The following is a 19,839-nucleotide window of genomic DNA, read 5'->3' as shown; positions in this document are numbered from 1 at the left end:
GTTTTTGCCGGTTTATTGTTCGCTGGTAAATGGTGAGTCCTGCACCGTCCAGGCTATTTTTTGCCCCCTAATCAGTCATTCAGATTATTTTGGGGTGCCTGGCGACAATATTGGGCTGACAATATGATCGCTATTCTCTTCCGTTGGTGGGTGATGGGGATTGTTGCGCAATGTCTATCTGGCAACCGTCAGCGAATGGCTGGGTATGACTGTGGTTGTGCGGAGCTGGGGTGAGGAAAGTGAAAGGGAGAGGCGAAGAGAACCGGTGGCGACGGCATCGCCACCGGTGCTGTCTCAGGGGGTCTGCTTGACCCAAATCAGCTGGTCGGTGGCAAAGCCCAGCGACTTCGCTTTGGCGACCAGCGCATCCACTTTCGCCTTGGGCGGGTTGGGTGAGCGGGAGAGGATCCAGAGGTAGTCGTGGTTGTAGCTGGTCACCAGCGAGAGCTGGTAATCGGGGTCGAGGTCGATGACGTTGTAGCCGCCGTAGAAGGGGCCGAAGAAGCTCACCTTGAGCCGCGCCTCGTCCGGGTTGCCGACGAAGTAGGCCTTGCCCTCCGCCTCACGCCAGCTGCCATCGCTCTGCTTGCCGCGGTTGAGCACCTTGACGCCGCCGTCATCGCGCAGGCTGTAGGTGGCGCTCACCTGCTCCAGCCCCCGTTCGAAGCTGTGGTCGAGGCGGGCGATTTCGTACCAGGTGCCAAGATAACGATCGAGCTGGAAGCCGGTAACGGGGCGGATGCCATCGGCAATCCCGGTACAGGCCGTCAGCAGCAAAGCGGTGAACAGGCAAAGCAGTGAACGCATAAGTAATCCCTCTCTTGTTATCCCTCGATGATGCGCAGCTGGCCATCCCGAAAGCGGGAGGCCTGATCCGTCGGCGTGCTGCCGAAGAAGCGCTTGTACTCCCGACTGAACTGGGAGTTGCTCTCGTAACCGACTCTGGCCGCCGCGGTGCCCGCCTTGATGCCGTCGTGCAACATCATCATCCGCGCCTTGTGCAGGCGAAACGACTTGATGTACTGCAGCGGCGAGGTAGCGGTGACCGCCTTGAAGTGGTGGTGAAAGGCGGAGACGCTCATGTTCACCTCCCGCGCCAGCTCCTCCATGGTGAGGTTGTCGGCATAACGGGACTCTATCATACGCAGCACCCGGGCGATCTGGCCCACATGGTTGTGGCGATTGGCGAGCGCCTGCAGCGCCGGGCCGCCCCCCTCGGTGAGGGCGTGGAACAGCATCTCCCGCACCGTCTGCGGCCCCAGCACCCTGGCGTGCAGCGGGTTGTCCATCAGCTCGATCAGTCGCTCGGCGGCGCAGAACATGGTTTCCGACAGGGGGACCGAGTGGACGCCGCTCTTTTGCGGCGCGGGGGCGGGCAGGGCATCGCCCAGCTCCAGCAACAGCTCCTGCAGGATGACCAGATCGATCTCGATGGAGAAACCGATCAGGGGCTGCTCGGGGGAGGCGAAACACTCGCACTCGCAGGGCAGCGGCAGGGTCATCAGCAGGTAGTGGTTGGGGTCGTAGCGAAATACCTGATCCGCCAGATAACCCACCTTGTGTCCCTGCAGGATAACGATCATCCGCGGTTGGTAGAGCACCGGGGTGCGGCCATGGTGCTCGGTGGTATAGATGAGGTTGACCTGTTTCACCGGTGATGGGGTGATGCCGGGGGCGGTGACGTGGCGGGTCAATCTGGTTGCGAGGTCGCTGTAACGGTTTTGCATGGGCGCTCTTTGATTCGACAGTTCCGGTTTTCGCTGCTTTGTAGAAATAGGCAAGAATAAAGCAGGATGTTGTCTTGATGGTAGGGTGGTTCTGGAGAAAAATGCAATCACGATTTCGCGGCCAGGCCGCCCTGACTATCAGAAGAAGGCAATGTCGATGAACAACTTTACTCTCCATACCCCGACCAAAATCCTGTTCGGCCAAGGGCAGATCGCCCAGCTGCGCGAGCAGCTTCCGAGCGATGCCCGCGTCATGATCACCTACGGTGGCGGCAGCGTGGTACGCAGCGGCCTGCTGGAACAGATCCGCAACGAGCTGGCTGGCATGACTCTGTTTGAATTTGGCGGCATCGAGCCGAACCCGGCCTACGAGACCCTGATGGGCGCCGTGGAGCTGGCCCGTGCCGAGCGGGTCGACTTCCTGCTCGCCGTTGGCGGTGGCTCCGTGCTCGATGGCACCAAGTTTATCGCCGCTGCTGCGCACTACGATCTGGCCAAGGATCCCTGGCACATTCTCGAGACCGTCGGCAGCGAAGTGCGCTCCGCCATCCCGCTCGGTTCCGTGCTGACCCTGCCGGCGACCGGTTCCGAAATGAACATGGGCGCCGTCATCACTCGTCGCAGCAGTGGCGACAAGGTGCACTTCTTCTCGCCGTTCGTGATGCCGCGCTTCGCCGTGCTGGATCCGGTGCTCACCTACACCCTACCCGAGCGTCAGGTGGCGAACGGGGTGGTGGATGCTTTCGTCCACATCGTGGAGCAGTACCTCACCTATCCGGTCAATGCCAAGGTGCAGGATCGCTTCGCTGAAGGCTTGCTGCTGACCCTGATCGAAGAGGGCCCCAAGGCGCTGGCCGAGCCGCACAATTACGAGGTGCGCGCCAACATCATGTGGAGCGCCACCATGGCGCTGAACGGCCTGATCGGTGCCGGTGTGCCGCAGGATTGGGCCACCCATATGCTGGGTCACGAGCTGACTGCCCTGCACGGCCTCGACCACGCCCAGACTCTGGCGGTGGTGCTGCCTGCCCTGCTGCAGGCCAAGCGCAAACAGAAACATGCCAAGCTGCTGCAATACGCAGAGCGGGTGTGGGGCTTGAACAGCGGCAGCGAAGCGGAGCGCATCGACGATGCCATCGCCGCGACCCGCGACTTCTTCGAGCGGATGGGGGTCAAGACCCGACTGCGCGACTACGGTCTGAAAGATCTGGGTATCGACACCCTGATCGGCAAGCTGGGTGAGCACGGCATGACCCGTCTGGGCGAGCACGGCGACATCGATCTGGTGCAGAGCCAGCATATTTATGAAGCGGCCTGGTAAGGGCCGCCAATCGGTGCCAAACGGGCGAAACGATTGAATTGCCGGGGCCATCTCCCGCCATATGGCGGCTGAGCGGCCCCGCTTTTGTTGGGAAAATGTTACTTTTCGGCGTTTTGCTGCGTGAAGTGAGACGAACGCGGATTTCGTAAGAACAAAAAACGCTAAGATAGAGGGCCGGTAAAACATTTTTTTTGACTGGTTGGATCACTTTTTTCAGCCGTTTTTACTGGTATAAGCCTCTAATTTGGTTTGTTTTTTTTAATCGTAGCCAGGGATGGGCTGAATTCTGTACGAGTGCCGTCGGGACTGCGGTTGTAATAAAACTCCAAAATTTGATACTAATCACCTTCGCGCCTGAAAAGCGGGGGCCTGACCATGACAGGAGGTTGAGGTAAAGCCTACTGATTTTCATAACAAAGAGCCCTGGACCTGCACTTTGGTCATGTCTTGTTTCGTCAGAAGTGAGACACTGGGCAGCGATTGTTTATTAACCATCAGGGAATAGTCATGCAGATTGGAATACCGAGAGAGAGTCTCGCCGGTGAGACCCGGGTCGCAGCGACCCCGGCTACCGTCGAGCAGCTGAAAAAGCTCGGCTTCGAGGTCGCCATCGAGACCGGCGCAGGCCTGTCGGCCAGCTTCGATGATGCCGCCTTCGAGGCTGCCGGTGCCAGCGTGGTGCCGAATGTCTGGCAAGCCGACCTTATCTTCAAGGTCAATGCGCCGACCGATGCCGAGATCGCACAAATTAAAGATGGCGCCACTCTGGTGAGCTTCATCTGGCCTGCCCAGAACCCTGAGCTGGTCAAGAAGCTGTCCGAGCGCAACATCAATGTGATGGCGATGGATATGGTGCCGCGGATCTCCCGTGCCCAGTCCCTCGATGCCCTCTCTTCCATGGCCAACATCGGTGGCTATCGCGCCGTGGTTGAAGCTGCGCACCAGTTCGGTCGCTTCTTCACCGGTCAAATCACCGCAGCCGGTAAAGTGCCGCCTGCCAAGGTACTGGTGATCGGTGCCGGCGTAGCCGGTCTGGCCGCCATCGGTACGGCCGGTTCCCTCGGTGCCATCGTGCGTGCGTTCGATACCCGTCTGGAAGTGGCCGAGCAGATCGAATCCATGGGTGGGGAATTCCTCAAGCTGGACTTCGGTGGCGAAGACGGTGCATCCAGCGATGGTTACGCCAAAGTCATGTCCGATGAGTTCATCAAGGCCGAGATGGAGCTGTTCGCCCAGCAGGCCAAAGAGGTGGATATCATCATCACCACCGCCCTGATCCCGGGCAAGCCTGCTCCCAAGCTGATCACCAAAGAGATGGTCGACAGCATGAAGCCGGGCTCCGTCATCGTGGACATGGCAGCTCAGGCTGGCGGCAACTGTGAATACACAGTGCCTGGTGAACTGCATGTCACCGCCAACGGTGTCAAGGTGATCGGTTACACCGATCTGCCGGGCCGTCTGCCTGCCCAATCCTCCCAGCTCTACGGTACCAACCTGGTCAACCTGATGAAGCTGATGTGCAAGGAGAAGGACGGCAACGTTGCCATCGACTTCGAAGACGTGGTTCAGCGCAACATGACGGTGATCCAGGCCGGTGAAGTGACCTTCCCGCCGCCCGCCATCTCCGTCTCTGCCGCCCCGCAGAAACCGGCCGCCGCCAAACCGGCCGCCAAGAAGGAAGAGGCCAAGCCTTCCAACAAGAAGTTCGTGTTCGGTGCCCTCGGCATCGCCGCCTTCGGCTGGATCGCCTCCGTTGCCCCGGCAGCCTTCCTCTCCCACTTCACCGTATTCATCCTGGCCTGTGTGGTCGGTTACTACGTGGTGTGGAACGTCTCTCACGCCCTGCACACGCCGCTGATGTCGGTCACCAATGCCATCTCCGGCATTATCGTGGTCGGTGCCCTGCTGCAGATCGGGCAAGGGTCGACCCTGGTCACCGCGCTGGCGTTCATCGCCGTGCTGATTGCCAGTATCAACATCTTCGGCGGTTTCACCGTCACTCAGCGCATGCTGAAGATGTTCCGTAAGGATTAAGGGGGTTTAACGTGTCTCAAGGACTGGTAACAGCATCCTATATCGTTGCCGCCGTGCTCTTCATCCTCAGTCTCGCGGGACTGTCGAAGCAAGAAACGGCCAAGCATGGCAACCTGTTCGGTATCGCGGGTATGGCTATCGCCCTGCTCGCCACCGTATTCAACCCGGAGACCAGTGGCGTTCACTGGATCATTCTGGCCATGGTGATCGGCGGTGCCATCGGCGTGCGTCTGGCGCTCAAGGTCGAAATGACCGAGATGCCCGAGCTGGTGGCCGTGCTGCACAGCTTCGTGGGTATGGCGGCAGTGCTGGTGGGCTTCAACAGCTTCATCGATCTGCACCCCTCTGCACCTGCTGAGGTGGTCGTCTCCGTCGGTTCCAATCTGGATGCCACCCTGGCAGCCGCCCGTGCGGCGTTCGAGCAGGCCAACAGCGTTGCTCAGGTCGAGCACCTGACCGGCGCCATGCTGAACATCCATCTGGTCGAGATCTTCCTGGGCGTCTTCATCGGTGCCGTAACCTTTACCGGTTCCGTGGTTGCCTTCGGCAAACTGCGCGGTCTGATCTCCTCCAAGCCGCTGATGCTGCCGCACCGCCACAAGCTGAACCTGCTGGCCGTGGTCGCCTCTTTGGCCCTGATGGTCTACTTCGTCAACGCCGGTGGCTCCACCTTCGCTCTGCTGGTGATGACCCTGATCGCCTTCGCCTTCGGCTGGCATCTGGTTGCCTCCATCGGTGGCGCAGACATGCCGGTGGTGGTCTCCATGCTGAACTCCTACTCCGGTTGGGCGGCAGCGGCGGCGGGCTTCATGCTCTCCAACGACCTGCTGATCGTCACCGGTGCCCTGGTGGGTTCCTCCGGTGCGATCCTCTCCTACATCATGTGCAAGGCGATGAACCGCTCCTTCATCTCCGTGATCGCCGGTGGCTTCGGCTCCGACGGCGTAGCCTCTACGGCTGATCAGGAGATGGGCGAATACCGCGAAACCAGCGCCGAGGAAGTGGCTGACCTGCTGAAGAACTCCAGCTCCGTCATCATCACCCCGGGCTACGGCATGGCGGTGGCGCAGGCCCAGTATCCGGTGGCTGAAATCACCCAGAAGCTGCGTGATCGTGGCGTCAAGGTGCGCTTCGGTATCCACCCGGTTGCCGGTCGTCTGCCTGGCCACATGAACGTGCTGCTGGCGGAAGCGAAGGTCCCGTATGACATCGTGCTGGAAATGGACGAGATCAACGACGACTTCGCCGATACCGATACCGTGCTGGTGATCGGTGCCAACGACACCGTCAACCCGGCTGCGATGGAAGATCCGGGCAGCCCGATCGCCGGTATGCCGGTGCTGGAAGTGTGGAAAGCGCAGAACGTCATCGGCTTCAAGCGTTCCATGAACACTGGCTACGCCGGTGTCCAGAACCCGCTGTTCTTCAAGGAAAATACCCAGATGCTGTTTGGCGATGCCAAGGCCAGCGTCGAGGCAATCCTGAAAGCACTGTAAGCGCCATTCAGAGAGTGAATAGCAAGGAGGCTTCGGCCTCCTTTTTTATTGCTCATCCCTTGTATATCCTCAATCCATACGGACCATGAGGGATCTCCATGATGTGGTGTCAGGGTTGGCGAAGGATCGGGTTGTACGGCTGGCTGCTGGCATCTCTTCTCATCGGTGGCATGGCTATGGCTCATGACAAGCCGACCCTGACCATATTGACAGAACTGTGGCCCCCCTATGTGATGCACAGCGACAAGGGGGAGCTGGTGGGCGCAGATCTCGAGCTGGCTCGCACCGTGCTGCAGCAGCTCGGCTATCGCACCGAGGTGAAGGTGCTGCCATGGAAGCGGGTGTTGCAACAGGCCCGCCTCGGGCAGGGGGATGCGGTACTCGACGTCTTCTATAACAAGGATCGCCAAGAGTGGCTCCACTATCCCGAAGAGCCGCTCTCTCGTAGTGGCGAAGTGCTCTTCTATCCGGTGGATCGTCCGGTGAAATTCGAGCAATTATCCGACCTCAAGGGGTTGCGGATCGGCATTCAGGCCGACTATGCCTACAGCCCCGATTTTCTGGCCGATGAAGGGGTGATCAGGGTCGCCATGACGGGCGATGGCAAGATGGTCAAGCAGTTGCATCTGATGATGGCCGGCCGACTGGATGGTGTCGTGCTCAATGAACAAGTTGGTCGTTATCTGCTGCGTACCCAGGGGCTGCAGGATCAGGTGGTCAATGGTCGCCGCCTGCTGACCGACGATAACCGCAACTTTCTCGGATTTACCCACAAGCCCGGCCATGACCAGTTGGCGAGGCGCTTCTCGGCCGCCTTGAAACAGTTCAAGCAGACCCCGGCCTACCAGCAGCTGCTGGCCCGCTATCATCTCTAGGTGACTCCATCGTCTGTGCGTTGCATCACAAATTGTCGCGCTTTGTTAAAAGACGGGCATAATGGCGCTAAAAAAGCGATGTTGCGCAACTTAATTTGATTTTATTGATATTAGAATCAAATTAAGTTGATTTGCATGGGGCAGTCATCAGACGGCCACCTCTCTCGCGACGCCTTGGCGACGCGCTCCTGCTTGATGTTGATCCCGTGTCACCCTTTTTTGCCATGCTGTTGCCTGTGGCGATGACAGGCATTGCGCCACCAAGATGAGAATGCACAGATGAAACCACAATGGACCGACTTTATTACCCTGCTCAAGCGTGAAGTGGTGCCGGCCCTGGGCTGTACCGAGCCGATGTCGGTGGCGCTGGCAGCGGCCAACTGCCGCAAGCTGCTGGGGGAGACCCCGACCCGCATCAGCGTCTGGGTCAGTGGCAATCTGTTCAAGAACGGCATGGGCGTCGGGGTGCCGGGCACCGGCATGATCGGTCTGCCGGTGGCCGCTGCGGTCGGCATCACAGGGGGCAACCCCGATGCCGGGCTGGAGGTGCTCAAGACCCTTACACCAGAACAGGTGGAAGCGGCCAAGACGTTGCTGCCGGTCATCAAGGTGGATGTGAAGGATGTGCCGGACGTGCTCTACGCCGAGGTGCTGGCCGAAGTTGAAGGGCACAGTGCCCGGGTGGTGATCTGTACCGACCACACTCGCATCATCCTGATGGAGAAGGATGGCGAGGTTCTGATGGAGCAGGCCAGTGCCCCCGGCGTGCAGATCCAGCCAGCCAAATCCGCCAAACCGGCCATGACCCTGCGGGAGATCGTCGATTTTGCATTGGAAGTGCCGCTGGCGGAGATCGACTTTATCCGCGAGGCCGCCACCATGAATCAGGCGCTGGCGGACGAAGGGTTGCAGGGTTACGGCCTGAAGATCGGCAAGATCCTCACCGAGCAGGTGGAGCGCAAGCTGCTCTCCGATGACCTGATGACCCTGGCGATGCGCCTCTCCTCCGCTGCCTCCGATGCGCGGATGGATGGCGCCATGCTGCCCGCCATGTCCAACTCCGGTTCCGGCAATCAGGGCATTGCCGCCACCATGCCGGTGGTTGCGGCTGCCCGCTTCCTCAAGGCGAGCGACGAGCAGCTGACCCGGGCACTGGTGATGAGCCATCTGGTGGCCATCTACATCAAGACCTATCAGAACAAGCTGTCGGCCCTCTGTGCCGCCAGTACCGCCGCGATGGGATCTGGTGCCGCCATCACCTGGCTGCTGGGCGGCCAGTATCAGCAGATCAGCCACTGCATCAACAACATGATTGGCGATGTCTCCGGCATCATCTGCGACGGCGCGGGCAGCGCCTGCTCCATGAAGGTCTCCACTTCCACCTCGGCGGCGGTAAAGTCTTCGCTGATGGCCATCAACAACCTGCATGTCCCCCAGAGCGAGGGGATCGTTTCCGATGATGTGGACCAGACCATCGCCAATCTGGGCCGCCTCTCCAAAGAGGGGATGCTGGATACCGACATTGAAATCATCAACATCATGCGAGCGAAACAGCAGAAGCAGTGAATCTGTGACAAGGGGGCGATAGACCCCCTTGTTCTTGTCACGACGGCGCAGACCGTCTGACACGGTTGCCAGGGCAAGCATGGCGCTTGCTCTTGTTTCTCGGGCCCAAGCCCGCTTTTTGGGGAGTCATACCATGACATTTAGCGTTATCGGCAATCTGGCCATCGCCGCCATCTTGCTGTTCTTTCTCTACCGGTTACAGGAAAAACATGTGAGCTTCACCCGCCGGGTATTTGCCGGTCTGGGGCTCGGTATTCTGTTCGGCGCCGCGTTGCAACTGCTTTACGGTGCAGGTTCGCCCGTCATTGTTCAGACCATCGACTATCTGGATATCGTGGGTAGCGGCTATGTGAAGCTGCTGCAGATGATCATCATCCCGCTCATCATGGTCTCCATCATCAGCGCTATCTTGAAGCTCAATGGCGGCACCGCGCTGGGCAAGATCAGTGCCATGACCATAGGCGTGCTGATCTTCACCACCGCCATCGCCGCCGGGGCAGGCATCCTGATGTCCAACCTGTTTGGCCTGACCGCTGAAGGGCTCACCTCCGGTGCCGCCGAGAGCGCCCGTGGCGCTGCGCTGCAGACCACCCTCGGTAGCGTCGAGAGCATGTCGTTCGCCAAGATGATGCTGGAGTTCATTCCGGCCAACCCCTTCCTCGACATGACCGGGGCGCGCAAGACCTCCACCATCGCCGTGGTGATCTTCTCCATCTTCATCGGCCTTTCCGCTACCGGCATCGCCCGCAAGAAGCCGGAGATCTTCGCCAGCTTCAGCCACTTCGTGGCCGTGGCTCATGCCATCGTGATGCGGATGGTGACTCTGGTGCTGCGCCTGACCCCGTTTGGCGTACTGGCGCTGATGACCAAGGTGGTCTCCGGCTCCAACTATGCGGATATTCTCAACCTGCTCAGCTTTGTGATGGCCTCTTACGGCGCCATCGCCATCATGTTTGTCGTGCACCTGCTGCTGGTGAGCATGGTCGGCATCAACCCGCTGCGCTTCCTCAAGAAGATCACTCCGGTGCTGGCGTTTGCCTTCACCTCGCGCACCAGTGCGGGATCCATCCCGATGAACGTGCAAACCCAGACCAAGTCGCTGGGTATTCCTGAGGGGATCGCCAACTTCGCCGCCTCCTTCGGTTCCACCATCGGCCAGAACGGCTGTGCCGGTATCTATCCGGCCATGCTGGCCGTGATGATTGCCCCGACCGTCGGGGTCAACCCGATGGATCCCGGCTTTATCATGACCCTGATCGCCATCATCACCGTCAGCTCCTTCGGGGTGGCCGGGATTGGCGGTGGCGCTACCTTTGCCGCGCTGATCGTGCTCTCCGCGCTGGACTTCCCGGTGGCGCTGGCCGGTCTGCTCATCTCCATCGAGCCGCTGATCGACATGGGCCGTACCGCGCTCAACGTCTCCGGCTCCATCACCGCAGGGACGGTCACCAGCCGCCTGATGGGCGAGACCGACATGCATGTGTTCAACAGCGATCACGAAGTGAGTCTGGACGGCGAAGAGTCCACCGTCTGATTTGCGTCGGTTGATCTGCCTGTGGAAAGGGGCGACCCTTTCCCGTCATAGACCGCAGGGAGGGCATGCCCTCCCTGCGCCATTGAGAGGAAAAACAATGAGAATTCTGATCATCGGTGGCGAAGCCGCCGGTATGAGCGCGGCGGCCAAGGCACGCCGTCTGGCCAAAGAGGCCGAAATCGTGGTGTATGAGACCTCCGAGGTGATCTCTTTCGGTGCCTGCGGCCTGCCTTACTTCGTCGGTGACGAGTTTCAGGAGCCCGGCTACATGGCCGAGTTCACCCCCGAGCAGTTCGCCGCCAAGGGGATAGAGGTCAAGATTGGCCATCGGGTGCTGAGCATCGATGCAACTGCCCAGACTCTGGTGGTGGAGCATAACGGCGACACCTTCACCGATCGCTACGATCGCCTGATGATCGCCACCGGCGCCCGCGAAGTGATGCCCCCCATCCCCGGTTTGCAGCAGCAAGGGGTATTCGGTCTGCGCCGGATGGCCGACGGGCTGGCGCTCAAAGCTGCGGTGCAAGACAAGAATAATCGCCGCGCCGTGGTGATTGGTTCCGGCTTTATCGGGCTGGAAGTGGTCGAGGCGCTGGTCCATCAGGGCAAGGAGGTGCGTCTTATCGAGCTGGCGGATCGGGTCATCCCCGACGCGTTTGATGGCGAGATCACCCAGCACATCGAAACCGAACTGCGCGAGCAGGGGGTCTCTCTCCATCTTGGTGAGCGGGTCGAAGCGCTGCTGGGGGATGGCCGGGTGACCGGCGTGCGAACCAGCCAGGGCGAGTACGAGGCCGATATCGTGGTGGTCTGCACCGGGGTGAAGCCCAACACCGAGTTTCTGGCCGATACCGGCATCGAGCGGCTCGGCAACGGCGCCATCAAGGTGGATCGTCAGGGACGCAGCTCGCTGGCCAACGTCTGGTCGGCCGGTGACTGTGCCAGCGTCTGGCACAGCGTGAAGCAGCAGCAGGTCTATGTACCGCTCGCCACCATTGCCAACAAGCTGGGTCGTATGGTGGGTGAAAACCTGGCCGGGGCCGAGCAGACGTTCCCGGGCACCCTCGGCTCTGCCGCGCTCAAGGTGTTGGGGCTGGAGGCGGGCCGTACCGGTCTTTCCGAGCAGGAAGCCAGGGCGATGGGGATCGACTATCGCACCGTGGTGATCAAGGACAAGTGCCACACCAACTACTGCCCGGGTCAGTCCGACATTCACGTCAAGCTGGTCTACGAGGCGGGCAGCAAGCGGCTGCTGGGCGGCCAGATCCTCGGTCGCAAGGGGGCGGTACACCGCATCGACGCGCTGGCGGTTGCCATCACCATGGGGGTGACCACCGAGCAGCTAGGCATGCTGGACTTTGCCTACGCGCCCCCCTTCTCCCGCACCTGGGATGCCCTGAACGTGGCGGGCAACGTCGCGAAGTAACAGGCGCTGGTCAGGCGGAAAATGAGAAGAGGCGGCACAGAGTGCCGCCTCTTCTTTTTGTTTAAAGCTGCCTCAAGGATTGGCAGGGGGATCTTGCCGCTCCGGCTTGCCTGTCGCCGGTTTGCTGCCGACCAGCACGGCGCCGAAGAAGATAAGCGCAACACCTGCCGCCTTGCTTGCCACCAGCGGTTCGGCAAAGACCGGCATGCTCACCGCCAGCAGATAGACCAGCCCGTAACTGGTGCTGAGCAGTGGGTAGGCGATATTGAGCGGTGTGGAGTGCAGCGCGGCCAGCCAGCAGAGCAGCGATAGCCCGTAGCAGAGGATGCCGATGACGATGGTGAGGAGTGGCAGGGGGTGAGCCAGCATCACGGCGGGATCGGCTTGCCACTCAGGGAGGCTTATCGCCCCCCACTTCATGCAGAGCTGCGCCACCGTCACCAGCACTATGCTGCCTAACACGTAGAGATAGCCCTTCATCGCAGGCCTCCCAGCAGCAGGGCGCCGACGATGATGGTGGCAGCCCCCAGCCAGTTGTGGCTGCTCACCGGCTCGTGGAAAAAGAGGCGTGAGCCGAGCAGCACCAGCACCAGATTAATGCTGAGCATGGGGTAGGCCATGCTCAGCGGCAGTCGTTGCAACAGATAAATCCAGAGCAGCATGCCACTGCCAAGTGCTGCCACGCTGGCAACAAGCCAGGGGGAACGCAGCTTTTGCAGGTGGTTACAGGGGTTACGCTGCCAGCAGATAACGGCCTGCTTTTGCAGCATCTGGCCGCTGCTGGTCAGCAGGCACACCAGTAATAGCAGCACTATATCCATCAGCGTACTCCATGGTAGATGAGCAGGGTCAGCCGGTGGCTGACGAGGGTCTCGTCGGCAGGGGGCAGAGGGCCGGTCTCTCCGTCGTGATCGGTCTTCATCAGCAGGGCAACTTGCCCCTTCTCGCGCGCTTGTGCCAACCATCTCGGGAACTCTGCACGGGCAACATAGCGGCCCTTGGCATCCGGATAGCCCAGGCCGTAAGCTAGCTCTCCTTTGTCGTCGAACAGCATGATCTCGCCGCGCCGTGTGCTCCGGGCGAGAGCGGATGCCAGTCCCGGATCGCTGGCCAGCAGAGTCTCTGAACCCTGCAGCACGGCCTGATTGGTCTCGATGAAACGCTCTGGCAGCTTTGAGTCGATCAGTGATTGCGGCAGCGCCCAGGGCAGGCCGATGGCCAGTATCATGGGGCAGAGCGCGCTCAGGACCCAGCGGCGACTGACCGCCTGCAACTGGATGAGTCCGAGCAGGGACCAGCCGATAAAGATGGCCATGGCCACCGACAGTGCCCCGTGATCCTCTTCACCGTAGATGGCTTGGTCGCGGGATAAAGCCAGCACGGTCAGCACTACCAGTCCGATGAGGCCGAACAGGCCGTTCAGCCAGGCGTTGAGTTTGAAGGCCCGCTCTTTACCTTCCTTGATTTTGTCCACGGCGCTGGTGGCCATCAGCATGGCCAGCGGGGCGAAACAGGGCAGGATATAGGTGAGCAGCTTGCCTTTGGCAATGCTGAAGAAGAGCAGCGGCAACACCACCCAGGCCAACAGATAGAGGGTTTCCGGGCTGTTCTTGCGCGCTTGCCATCCTTGCTTCAGTGCCCCCGGCAGCAGGCCGAGCCAGGGCAGGGTGCCGAGCAGCCCCATCGGCAGGTAGTACCAGAATGGCGCCTTGTGCTGCGCATCTTCCGAGGCGAAGCGCTGGATGTGCTCAATCCAGAAGAAGTAGTGCCAGTAGTCCGGCTCGCGCAGGTGTACGGCGATGGCCCAGGGGGCGACCAGCAGAGCCGCGCTAAGGATGGCCAGCGGCCCGAAACATACCAGCTCGCGCAGGCGGCGCTGATAGATGGCGTAGGGCATGATGGCTACCACGGGTACCGCTAGTGCGATAAAGCCTTTGGTGAGAAAGCCCATGCCACAGGCGAGGCCGAACAGCAGATAGCCTGCCACTCTGCGACCGGGCGGCCCTTCTTGCCGGATGAGGTAGAAGCTCACCATGGCGGCATTGAGCCAGAGGGTGACCATGGCATCCAGCACGCTGTAGGTGCCGATGCCGTAGACGATCAGGGTCGAGAGATAGATCAGGCTGGCGAACCACGCTGTACGCCGGCACTGCCACAGCTGCAGAGCGAACCAGAAGATCAGCAGGGAGCTCAGGCCGGTGGCTGCGGCCGAGGCGAAGCGGACCGCAAAGTTGCTCTCGCCAAACAGCAGCTGGCTGAGGCTGTTGAACCAGTAACCGGCGATAGGTTTCTCGAAGTAGCGCAGGCCAAGGAAGTGGGGCACCACCCAGTCACCCGTGGTGATCATCTCCCGACTGATCTCGGCGTAACGGTTTTCGTCCGGGCTCCACAGCATCCGCTGGTTGAGCAGCAGCAGGTAAAAGGCGAGGAAGAAAAGGGGCAAGGCCCATCGGGTCATCTTCATGAGATTCTCTGTTGCAATCTGGCGAGCGGGTTCATGGCGTCATCTTGCAACCGAGCCACCCTTCGCGTCCTGGCAAGGAGCCGCGCAGCAGATGGCCGGTCGGCAAGAGGGCTGGGTCGGGGGGGAGCAGGTTGCCAAGGGGGATGAAGCGGATGCCGCGCGACCTGGCTTCATCGAGCAGGAGATCGAACTGCTCGGCCATGACGATCCCTTCCACCTCGGCGTGGATGGTGTAGACATGGGGGCCCGGTTGCGGTGCCGCAGTCAGCTGCTCCAGCAGGAAGTGGTTGAAGCGCTCGGCCGTCACCTGGCTGCCAATCACCTCGTCAAAGGTGGGCAGGTTGACCGGGATCTGCGGGGTGCCGGGCCGACCATCCTCCAGAATGGGACGGAACAGGCCGCAGCCACGGCAGTCACTGTTGTAGCGAAAGCCGAACTGCTCCTTGGCCTGGGTGGTGAGGGGATCGGCTCGCCAGCCGGCGGCGGCGGAGCAATCCACTTCGCGCCCCAGGATCTCGCTAAGGGCATCGACTCCGAGCCGGGTCTGGCGGATCAGTTCGGCTTCGTCCCAGCGACCGGTATTGGCCTGCCAGCCGTGGTGATCCCAGGCATGCAGCCCCACCTCATGGTGCGCCTTATCGGTGTCGCGCATCAGGGAACCCAGCTCTCTGCCGATGGACTTGCCGGGCCAAGCGGTGCCAGCCAGCAGGATATCGAGCCCATAGAGGGATGCGGCGTTGGAACGCAGCATCTTGAGCAGGAAGCGGGGTTTTAGCAGGCGCCACAGGTGGCGCCCCATGTTGTCCGGACCAACCGAGAAGAAGAAACTCCCCTTCACCTGATGCTTGTCGAGCAGTTGCAGCAAGCGGGGAACCCCGTCACGGGTTCCCCTGAAGGTATCGACGTCGATCCGCAGACCCACTTCAGTCATGCTCGACTCCCGTCGTGACCGCCCCCTGCAGGAAGAAGTCCAGCGTCTTGCCGATGGTCTCTTCCATCTCGATGGTCGGTTCCCAGTCGATCAGCTTGCGGGCATTACGGATGCTCGGGCGGCGGTGGGAGACATCCTGATAGCCGTCGCCGTAGAAGGACTTGCTCTCCACCAGATTGAAGCCGGCAAATGGCGGGAAGTGGTGGCGCAACGGGTGGGCCTCGAACTTGGCGAGCAGCACCTCGGCCATCTCGCGAATGCTCGCCTCGTTATCCGGGTTGCCGATGTTGATGATCTGGCCGTTGCAGCGATTGCCCCTGTTTTCGACGATGCGGAACAGGGCTTCAATGCCATCCTCGATATCGGTGAAGCAGCGTTTCTGGGCGCCGCCATCCACCAGCTGGATCGGGGTGCCGTCCACCAGATTGAGGATCAGTTGGGTGATGGCGCGGGAACTGCCGATGCGGGCAGAGTCCAGGCTGTCGAGGCGTGGTCCCATCCAGTTGAAGGGACGGAACAGTGTGAAGTTGAGCCCCTCTTTTTTGCCGTAGGCCCAGATCACCCTATCCAGCAGCTGCTTGGAGACCGAGTAGATCCAGCGCTGTTTGTTGATGGGGCCGACGATGAGGCGGGATTCATCTTCGTCGAAGCTGTGGTCGTCGCACATCCCGTACACCTCGGAGGTGGAGGGGAAGATGATGCGCTTGTGGTACTTGACGCAGTAGCGGACGATCTTGAGGTTCTCTTCAAAGTCGAGTTCGAACACCCGCAGCGGGTTGCGGGTGTACTCGATGGGGGTGGCGATGGCCACCAGCGGCAGGATCACGTCGCACTTCTTGATGTGGTACTCGATCCATTCGGTGTGGATGCTGATGTCCCCCTCCACGAAGTGGAAGTGGGGGTGGCCGATGAAGCGTTCCACTGCGCTGGAGCCAATATCGAGGCCATAGACCTCGTAGCCGCCATCCTTGAGCAGACGCTCGGTGAGGTGGTTGCCGATAAAGCCGTTGACGCCGAGGATCAACACCCGGGTCAGCCGTGCCTTGCGCATGGCCTTGCTCGCCTTGTCGCCGATCTTCATCCCTTCCATCAGCCCCAGCTCGCGGGCAAGTTGGGCGCCGCGTACATAGAGCCCTCCTTCGGCCTGGCCTGTCAGGATCTCCAGCACCCCTTCACCACAGGCCACCTGCAGCGGGTCGTGGGAGAGAATGGTGCCCGGCTGCTGGTCGCTCTGGATCGCCAGCGGCTTTGCCTGCCAGACCGTCAGCTTGCGATCACCGGCGAAGCTGAAGGCTCCCGGGTAGGGCTGGGTAACGGCACGTACCAGGTTATAGAGATCCCTGGCGGGCTTATCCCAGCGCAGCTCGCCATCGGCCGGGGTGCGGCGACCATAGTAGCTTGCCTTGCTCTCGTCCTGCGGGGTGAAGGTGGCGTCACCGCGCTTGAGTTTGACCAGCTCCCCTTCCAGCAGGGCGCGGGCTGCCTGGCGCATCTTGCCATGCAGGGTCAGCGCGGTGTCATCGTGGGCAATGGTTACTGCCTGTTGGGCAAGGATATCGCCGGCATCGGCACGGGCTGTCATCCGGTGCAGGGTCATGCCGGTTTCGCGTTCGCCGTTGACCAGACACCAGTTGATGGGCGCCCGGCCACGATAGGCAGGCAGCAGGGATCCATGCAGATTGAAGGCCCCGACGGTCGGGATATCGAGGAGTTCCTGCTTGAGCAGGTTGCGGTAGTAGAAGGAGAAGATGGCCTCGGGCGCCAGTTCGCGGATACGCTCGACCCAGAGCGGGTGGTTCACGTCTTCGGGAGAGTAGACCGGCAGGTCATGTTCGGCGCAGAGCTGGGCCACCGAACCGAAGAAGCGGTTCTCGCCCGGATCATCGGCGTGGGTGAAGACCGCCTGGATCTGATAACCGGCCTGAAGCAGGGACTCGATACCGGTGCAGCCGATATCGTGATAGGCAAAGACGACAACGTTCATGATTGAGTTTCCTGTTGCGAAGCATCCGGTGTGGAGCGAACGATTTGGTGAATGAAGTAGCGGGGGCGGGCGCGCACATCGGTATACATGCGGCCTATGTACTCACCCAGCAGCCCCATCCCGATCAGCTGTACGCCGACAAAGGTGAAGAGAATGGCAAACAGGGTGAAGACGCCATCTGCTGCCCAGTCGGCGCCCAGTAACAGACGCAGCAGCAGCAGCAGGATCGAGAAGGTGAAGCCGATCCCCGCCACCAGGCTGCCAACGATGCTGAGCAGGCGCAGCGGGGCCGTGGTCATGCAGGTGACCAGGTCGTACATCAGGTTGATAAGGTGCATCAGGCCATATTTGGATTCGCCGTGGGCCCGCTCGGCGTGGCCCACCTCCAGCTCGGTGGTGCGGCGGGCAAAGCTGTTGGCCAGGATGGGGATGAAGGTGCTGCGCTCCTGACAGCAGAGCATGGCGTCGATGATGTGGCGGCGATAGGCACGCAGCATGCAGCCGTAGTCGCTCATCTGGACGCCGGTGGCCCGCTGTACCGACTTGTTGATAAAGCGTGAGGCTGTCTTGCGAAACCATGAATCCTGCCGGTTGCGGCGGATGGTGCCGACCACGTCATACCCTTCCATAGCGGTGGCGACCAGCCGCGGGATCTCTTCCGGCGGGTTCTGCAGATCGGCATCCAGGGTGATCACCAGATCCCCTGTTGCCGTCTCGAAGCCGGCCATGATGGCGGCATGCTGGCCATAGTTGCGGTTGAGCAGCACGGCGACCAGCTTGCTCCCTTCGCGATTGGCGGCTTCGCTGATGATGGTGGCGGATCGGTCGTTGCTGCCGTCGTCGATCAGGATCACTTCGTAATCCTGGCTCAGCTGCTCGCAGGTGTCGGTCACCCGTTGCAGCAGTTCCGGCAGGCTCGCCTCCTCGTTGTAGACGGGGATGATGACTGAGACCCGTTTGATGTCGTTATGGTTCACGTATTGTTACTCCAGTATGTCGGTCAGGGCTGCCACAACCCGATCCACGTCGGAGAGCGTCATGTCGGGGAAGAGGGGCAGGGTGCAGAGCCGTGACGAGTTCCACTCTGTGTTGGGTAGCGAAAGATCCGGATAGCGCTCCCGGTAGTACTTCTGGGTGTGGGCGGCGCGAAAATGCAGGCCACTGCCGATGCCTCGCTCCTGCAGCGCCTGCATCAGCTGATCGCGATCGAGGCCGCACTGCTCGGGGTCGACCCGCACCATGAAGAGGTGCCAGGCATGCAGATGGGGGTAGGTGGGGATGGCCAGCGGTGCCAGCGGCAGGTTGGCCAGACGTTCATGGTAGCGAGACACCAGTTCGACCCGCTTGGCATTGAGCTCGGGCAGGCGGGCCAGCTGCACCAGGGCGATGGCGGCGTTGATGTCGGCCAGGTTGTATTTGAAGCCCGGCATGATCACCTCCGCCTGCGGCTTGCGTCCCTGCGTCATGCGGTCGAAGGCATCGACTCCCAGGCCGTGAAATTTCAGCATGCGAGCCTTGTCGGCCAGCGCCTGGTCATCGGTCACCAGCATTCCTCCCTCGGCACAGGTAAGATTTTTGATGGCGTGGAAAGAGAAGATGGCGGTGCCGGTTTCCCCGACCCAGCGCGCGCGATAGCGGGTGCCGACTGCATGGGCGGCATCTTCGATGACTGGAATATCGTGCTGGCGACCCAGGGCGAGGATGGGGTCGAGGTCGACCGGTGCCCCTGCGTAGTGGACCGGGATGATGGCCCGGGTGTTGGGGGTGATGAGCGGCGCTATCTGGTCGGCGCTGACCATCAGAGTATCCCTGTCCACATCGACAAAGACCGGGGTGGCCCCCAGCAGGGTGATGATGTTGATGGTGGAGACCCAGGTCTGGGAGGGCGTGATCACCTCGTCACCCGGGCCAATCCCCAGCGCCATCAGGGTGACATGCATGCCCGCGGTCGCGGAGCAAAGCGCGACCGCATGCTGGCAGCCAAAGGTCTCGCAGAAACGCTGCTCCAGCTCATGATTTTTCGGGCCCGTGGTGATCCATCCCGATTGCAACACCTCGCTGACGGCACGGATCTCGGCCTCGCCCATGGCAGGCTTTGAGAATGGCAGAAAGTCTTTCATACGACTCCGGTCTTAATGTCGCAAAAAATAAAATGACGATGAAAATCTGCATTGCTGATTTTCACTGGAAATATGCCTGGGGAAAGTGTCGAGATTGCTCGATATATTTTGAAAGTAGCCGAATAACGAGTTTTTATTCAAGCGCACAGCAACACTTGGTAACAATTACTGCCGTTTTGATGGCGTGGCTTAATATGGAAATATCTCGTAACAAAAAATCGCTTGGCTTTATTTTAGGTTGGTGTTTAGCCACTTTTTTGACTGTCGCCACCTAAATCATCTGCTATTGCTCAACAGGTTGGGTGTCATTCAGAATTGACATTGCTTGTTACAAATTGCCCGTAGTGCAATTGAGTAAAGG

The 19,839-nt window shown here is 60.7% G+C and carries 17 protein-coding genes; 8 read left to right on the top strand and 9 right to left on the bottom strand.

Annotated elements, in window-relative coordinates; translation table 11 throughout:
• Window positions 1-294: 294 nt before the first annotated feature.
• Together G5229_RS10680 and G5229_RS10675 are read right to left on the bottom strand one after the other, a co-directional pair.
• A complete protein-coding gene (locus G5229_RS10680; RefSeq protein WP_005356301.1) occupies window positions 295-807 on the bottom strand; it encodes a lipocalin family protein in 513 nt (170 codons plus the stop codon).
• 17 nt (window positions 808-824) lie between these two features.
• On the bottom strand, window positions 825-1,727 hold the full coding sequence (locus tag G5229_RS10675; RefSeq protein WP_421206339.1) for an AraC family transcriptional regulator: 903 nt from the start codon (window positions 1,725-1,727) through the stop codon (window positions 825-827).
• Window positions 1,728-1,884: 157 nt separating this feature from the next.
• On the opposite strand from G5229_RS10675, the gene yqhD reads away from it, so the two are divergent.
• From yqhD to G5229_RS10640, 7 genes are all read left to right on the top strand, one after another.
• Complete coding sequence (gene yqhD, locus G5229_RS10670; RefSeq protein WP_040070066.1) at window positions 1,885-3,048, top strand: alcohol dehydrogenase; 1,164 nt, start codon at window positions 1,885-1,887, stop codon at window positions 3,046-3,048.
• Window positions 3,049-3,555: 507 nt separating this feature from the next.
• A complete protein-coding gene (pntA, locus tag G5229_RS10665) occupies window positions 3,556-5,082 on the top strand; it encodes a Re/Si-specific NAD(P)(+) transhydrogenase subunit alpha (RefSeq protein ID WP_040070064.1) in 1,527 nt (508 codons plus the stop codon).
• Between the two features lie 11 nt (window positions 5,083-5,093).
• A complete protein-coding gene (gene pntB, locus G5229_RS10660) occupies window positions 5,094-6,578 on the top strand; it encodes a Re/Si-specific NAD(P)(+) transhydrogenase subunit beta (protein ID WP_005339759.1) in 1,485 nt (494 codons plus the stop codon).
• Window positions 6,579-6,676: 98 nt separating this feature from the next.
• A complete protein-coding gene (locus tag G5229_RS10655; RefSeq protein ID WP_421209089.1) occupies window positions 6,677-7,453 on the top strand; it encodes a substrate-binding periplasmic protein in 777 nt (258 codons plus the stop codon).
• 279 nt (window positions 7,454-7,732) lie between these two features.
• Window positions 7,733-9,019 carry a serine dehydratase subunit alpha family protein gene (locus tag G5229_RS10650; RefSeq protein WP_421209088.1) on the top strand — a complete coding sequence of 429 codons (1,287 nt, stop codon included), beginning with the start codon at window positions 7,733-7,735 and terminating at the stop codon, window positions 9,017-9,019.
• 133 nt (window positions 9,020-9,152) lie between these two features.
• Window positions 9,153-10,553, top strand: a complete 1,401-nt coding sequence (locus G5229_RS10645) for an L-cystine transporter (RefSeq protein WP_005341918.1) — start codon at window positions 9,153-9,155, stop codon at window positions 10,551-10,553.
• Between the two features lie 97 nt (window positions 10,554-10,650).
• Entirely contained in the window at window positions 10,651-11,979 is a 1,329-nt protein-coding gene (locus G5229_RS10640; RefSeq protein WP_421209087.1) for a CoA-disulfide reductase, read from the top strand.
• Between the two features lie 72 nt (window positions 11,980-12,051).
• Here G5229_RS10640 and arnF read toward each other — a convergent pair whose 3' ends face one another.
• The 7 genes from arnF to arnB are packed head-to-tail and all read right to left on the bottom strand — an operon-like array spanning window position 12,052 to window position 19,478.
• Window positions 12,052-12,459, bottom strand: coding sequence for a 4-amino-4-deoxy-L-arabinose-phosphoundecaprenol flippase subunit ArnF (gene arnF / locus G5229_RS10635; protein WP_421209086.1), 408 nt, complete (start codon window positions 12,457-12,459; stop codon window positions 12,052-12,054).
• Window positions 12,456-12,800, bottom strand: a complete 345-nt coding sequence (locus G5229_RS10630) for an EamA family transporter (RefSeq protein ID WP_216952259.1) — start codon at window positions 12,798-12,800, stop codon at window positions 12,456-12,458. The genes arnF and G5229_RS10630 overlap by 4 nt, the downstream gene beginning before the upstream one ends.
• A complete protein-coding gene (gene arnT, locus G5229_RS10625; RefSeq protein WP_421209085.1) occupies window positions 12,800-14,443 on the bottom strand; it encodes a lipid IV(A) 4-amino-4-deoxy-L-arabinosyltransferase in 1,644 nt (547 codons plus the stop codon). Before arnT ends, G5229_RS10630 begins: the two co-directional genes overlap by 1 nt.
• Before the next feature lie 31 nt (window positions 14,444-14,474).
• Window positions 14,475-15,374, bottom strand: a complete 900-nt coding sequence (gene arnD / locus G5229_RS10620) for a 4-deoxy-4-formamido-L-arabinose-phosphoundecaprenol deformylase (RefSeq protein WP_421209084.1) — start codon at window positions 15,372-15,374, stop codon at window positions 14,475-14,477.
• Window positions 15,367-17,358, bottom strand: coding sequence for a bifunctional UDP-4-amino-4-deoxy-L-arabinose formyltransferase/UDP-glucuronic acid oxidase ArnA (arnA, locus tag G5229_RS10615; RefSeq protein WP_421209083.1), 1,992 nt, complete (start codon window positions 17,356-17,358; stop codon window positions 15,367-15,369). The genes arnD and arnA overlap by 8 nt, the downstream gene beginning before the upstream one ends.
• Complete coding sequence (gene arnC, locus G5229_RS10610) at window positions 17,355-18,335, bottom strand: undecaprenyl-phosphate 4-deoxy-4-formamido-L-arabinose transferase (RefSeq protein ID WP_421172616.1); 981 nt, start codon at window positions 18,333-18,335, stop codon at window positions 17,355-17,357. The genes arnA and arnC overlap by 4 nt, the downstream gene beginning before the upstream one ends.
• A 6-nt stretch (window positions 18,336-18,341) precedes the next feature.
• Window positions 18,342-19,478 carry a UDP-4-amino-4-deoxy-L-arabinose aminotransferase gene (arnB, locus tag G5229_RS10605; RefSeq protein ID WP_216952254.1) on the bottom strand — a complete coding sequence of 379 codons (1,137 nt, stop codon included), beginning with the start codon at window positions 19,476-19,478 and terminating at the stop codon, window positions 18,342-18,344.
• On the opposite strand from arnB, the gene G5229_RS10600 reads away from it, so the two are divergent.
• Entirely contained in the window at window positions 19,460-19,753 is a 294-nt protein-coding gene (locus tag G5229_RS10600; RefSeq protein WP_421209082.1) for a hypothetical protein, read from the top strand. The two genes, arnB and G5229_RS10600, sit on opposite strands and share 19 nt — an antisense overlap.
• Window positions 19,754-19,839 lie beyond the last annotated feature (86 nt).

The sequence above is a fragment of the Aeromonas sp. 602396 genome, assembly GCF_049173735.1.
Taxonomy (GTDB): Bacteria; Pseudomonadota; Gammaproteobacteria; order Enterobacterales; family Aeromonadaceae; genus Aeromonas; species Aeromonas veronii_A.
This window is presented reverse-complemented; position numbering and strand designations above follow the sequence as displayed.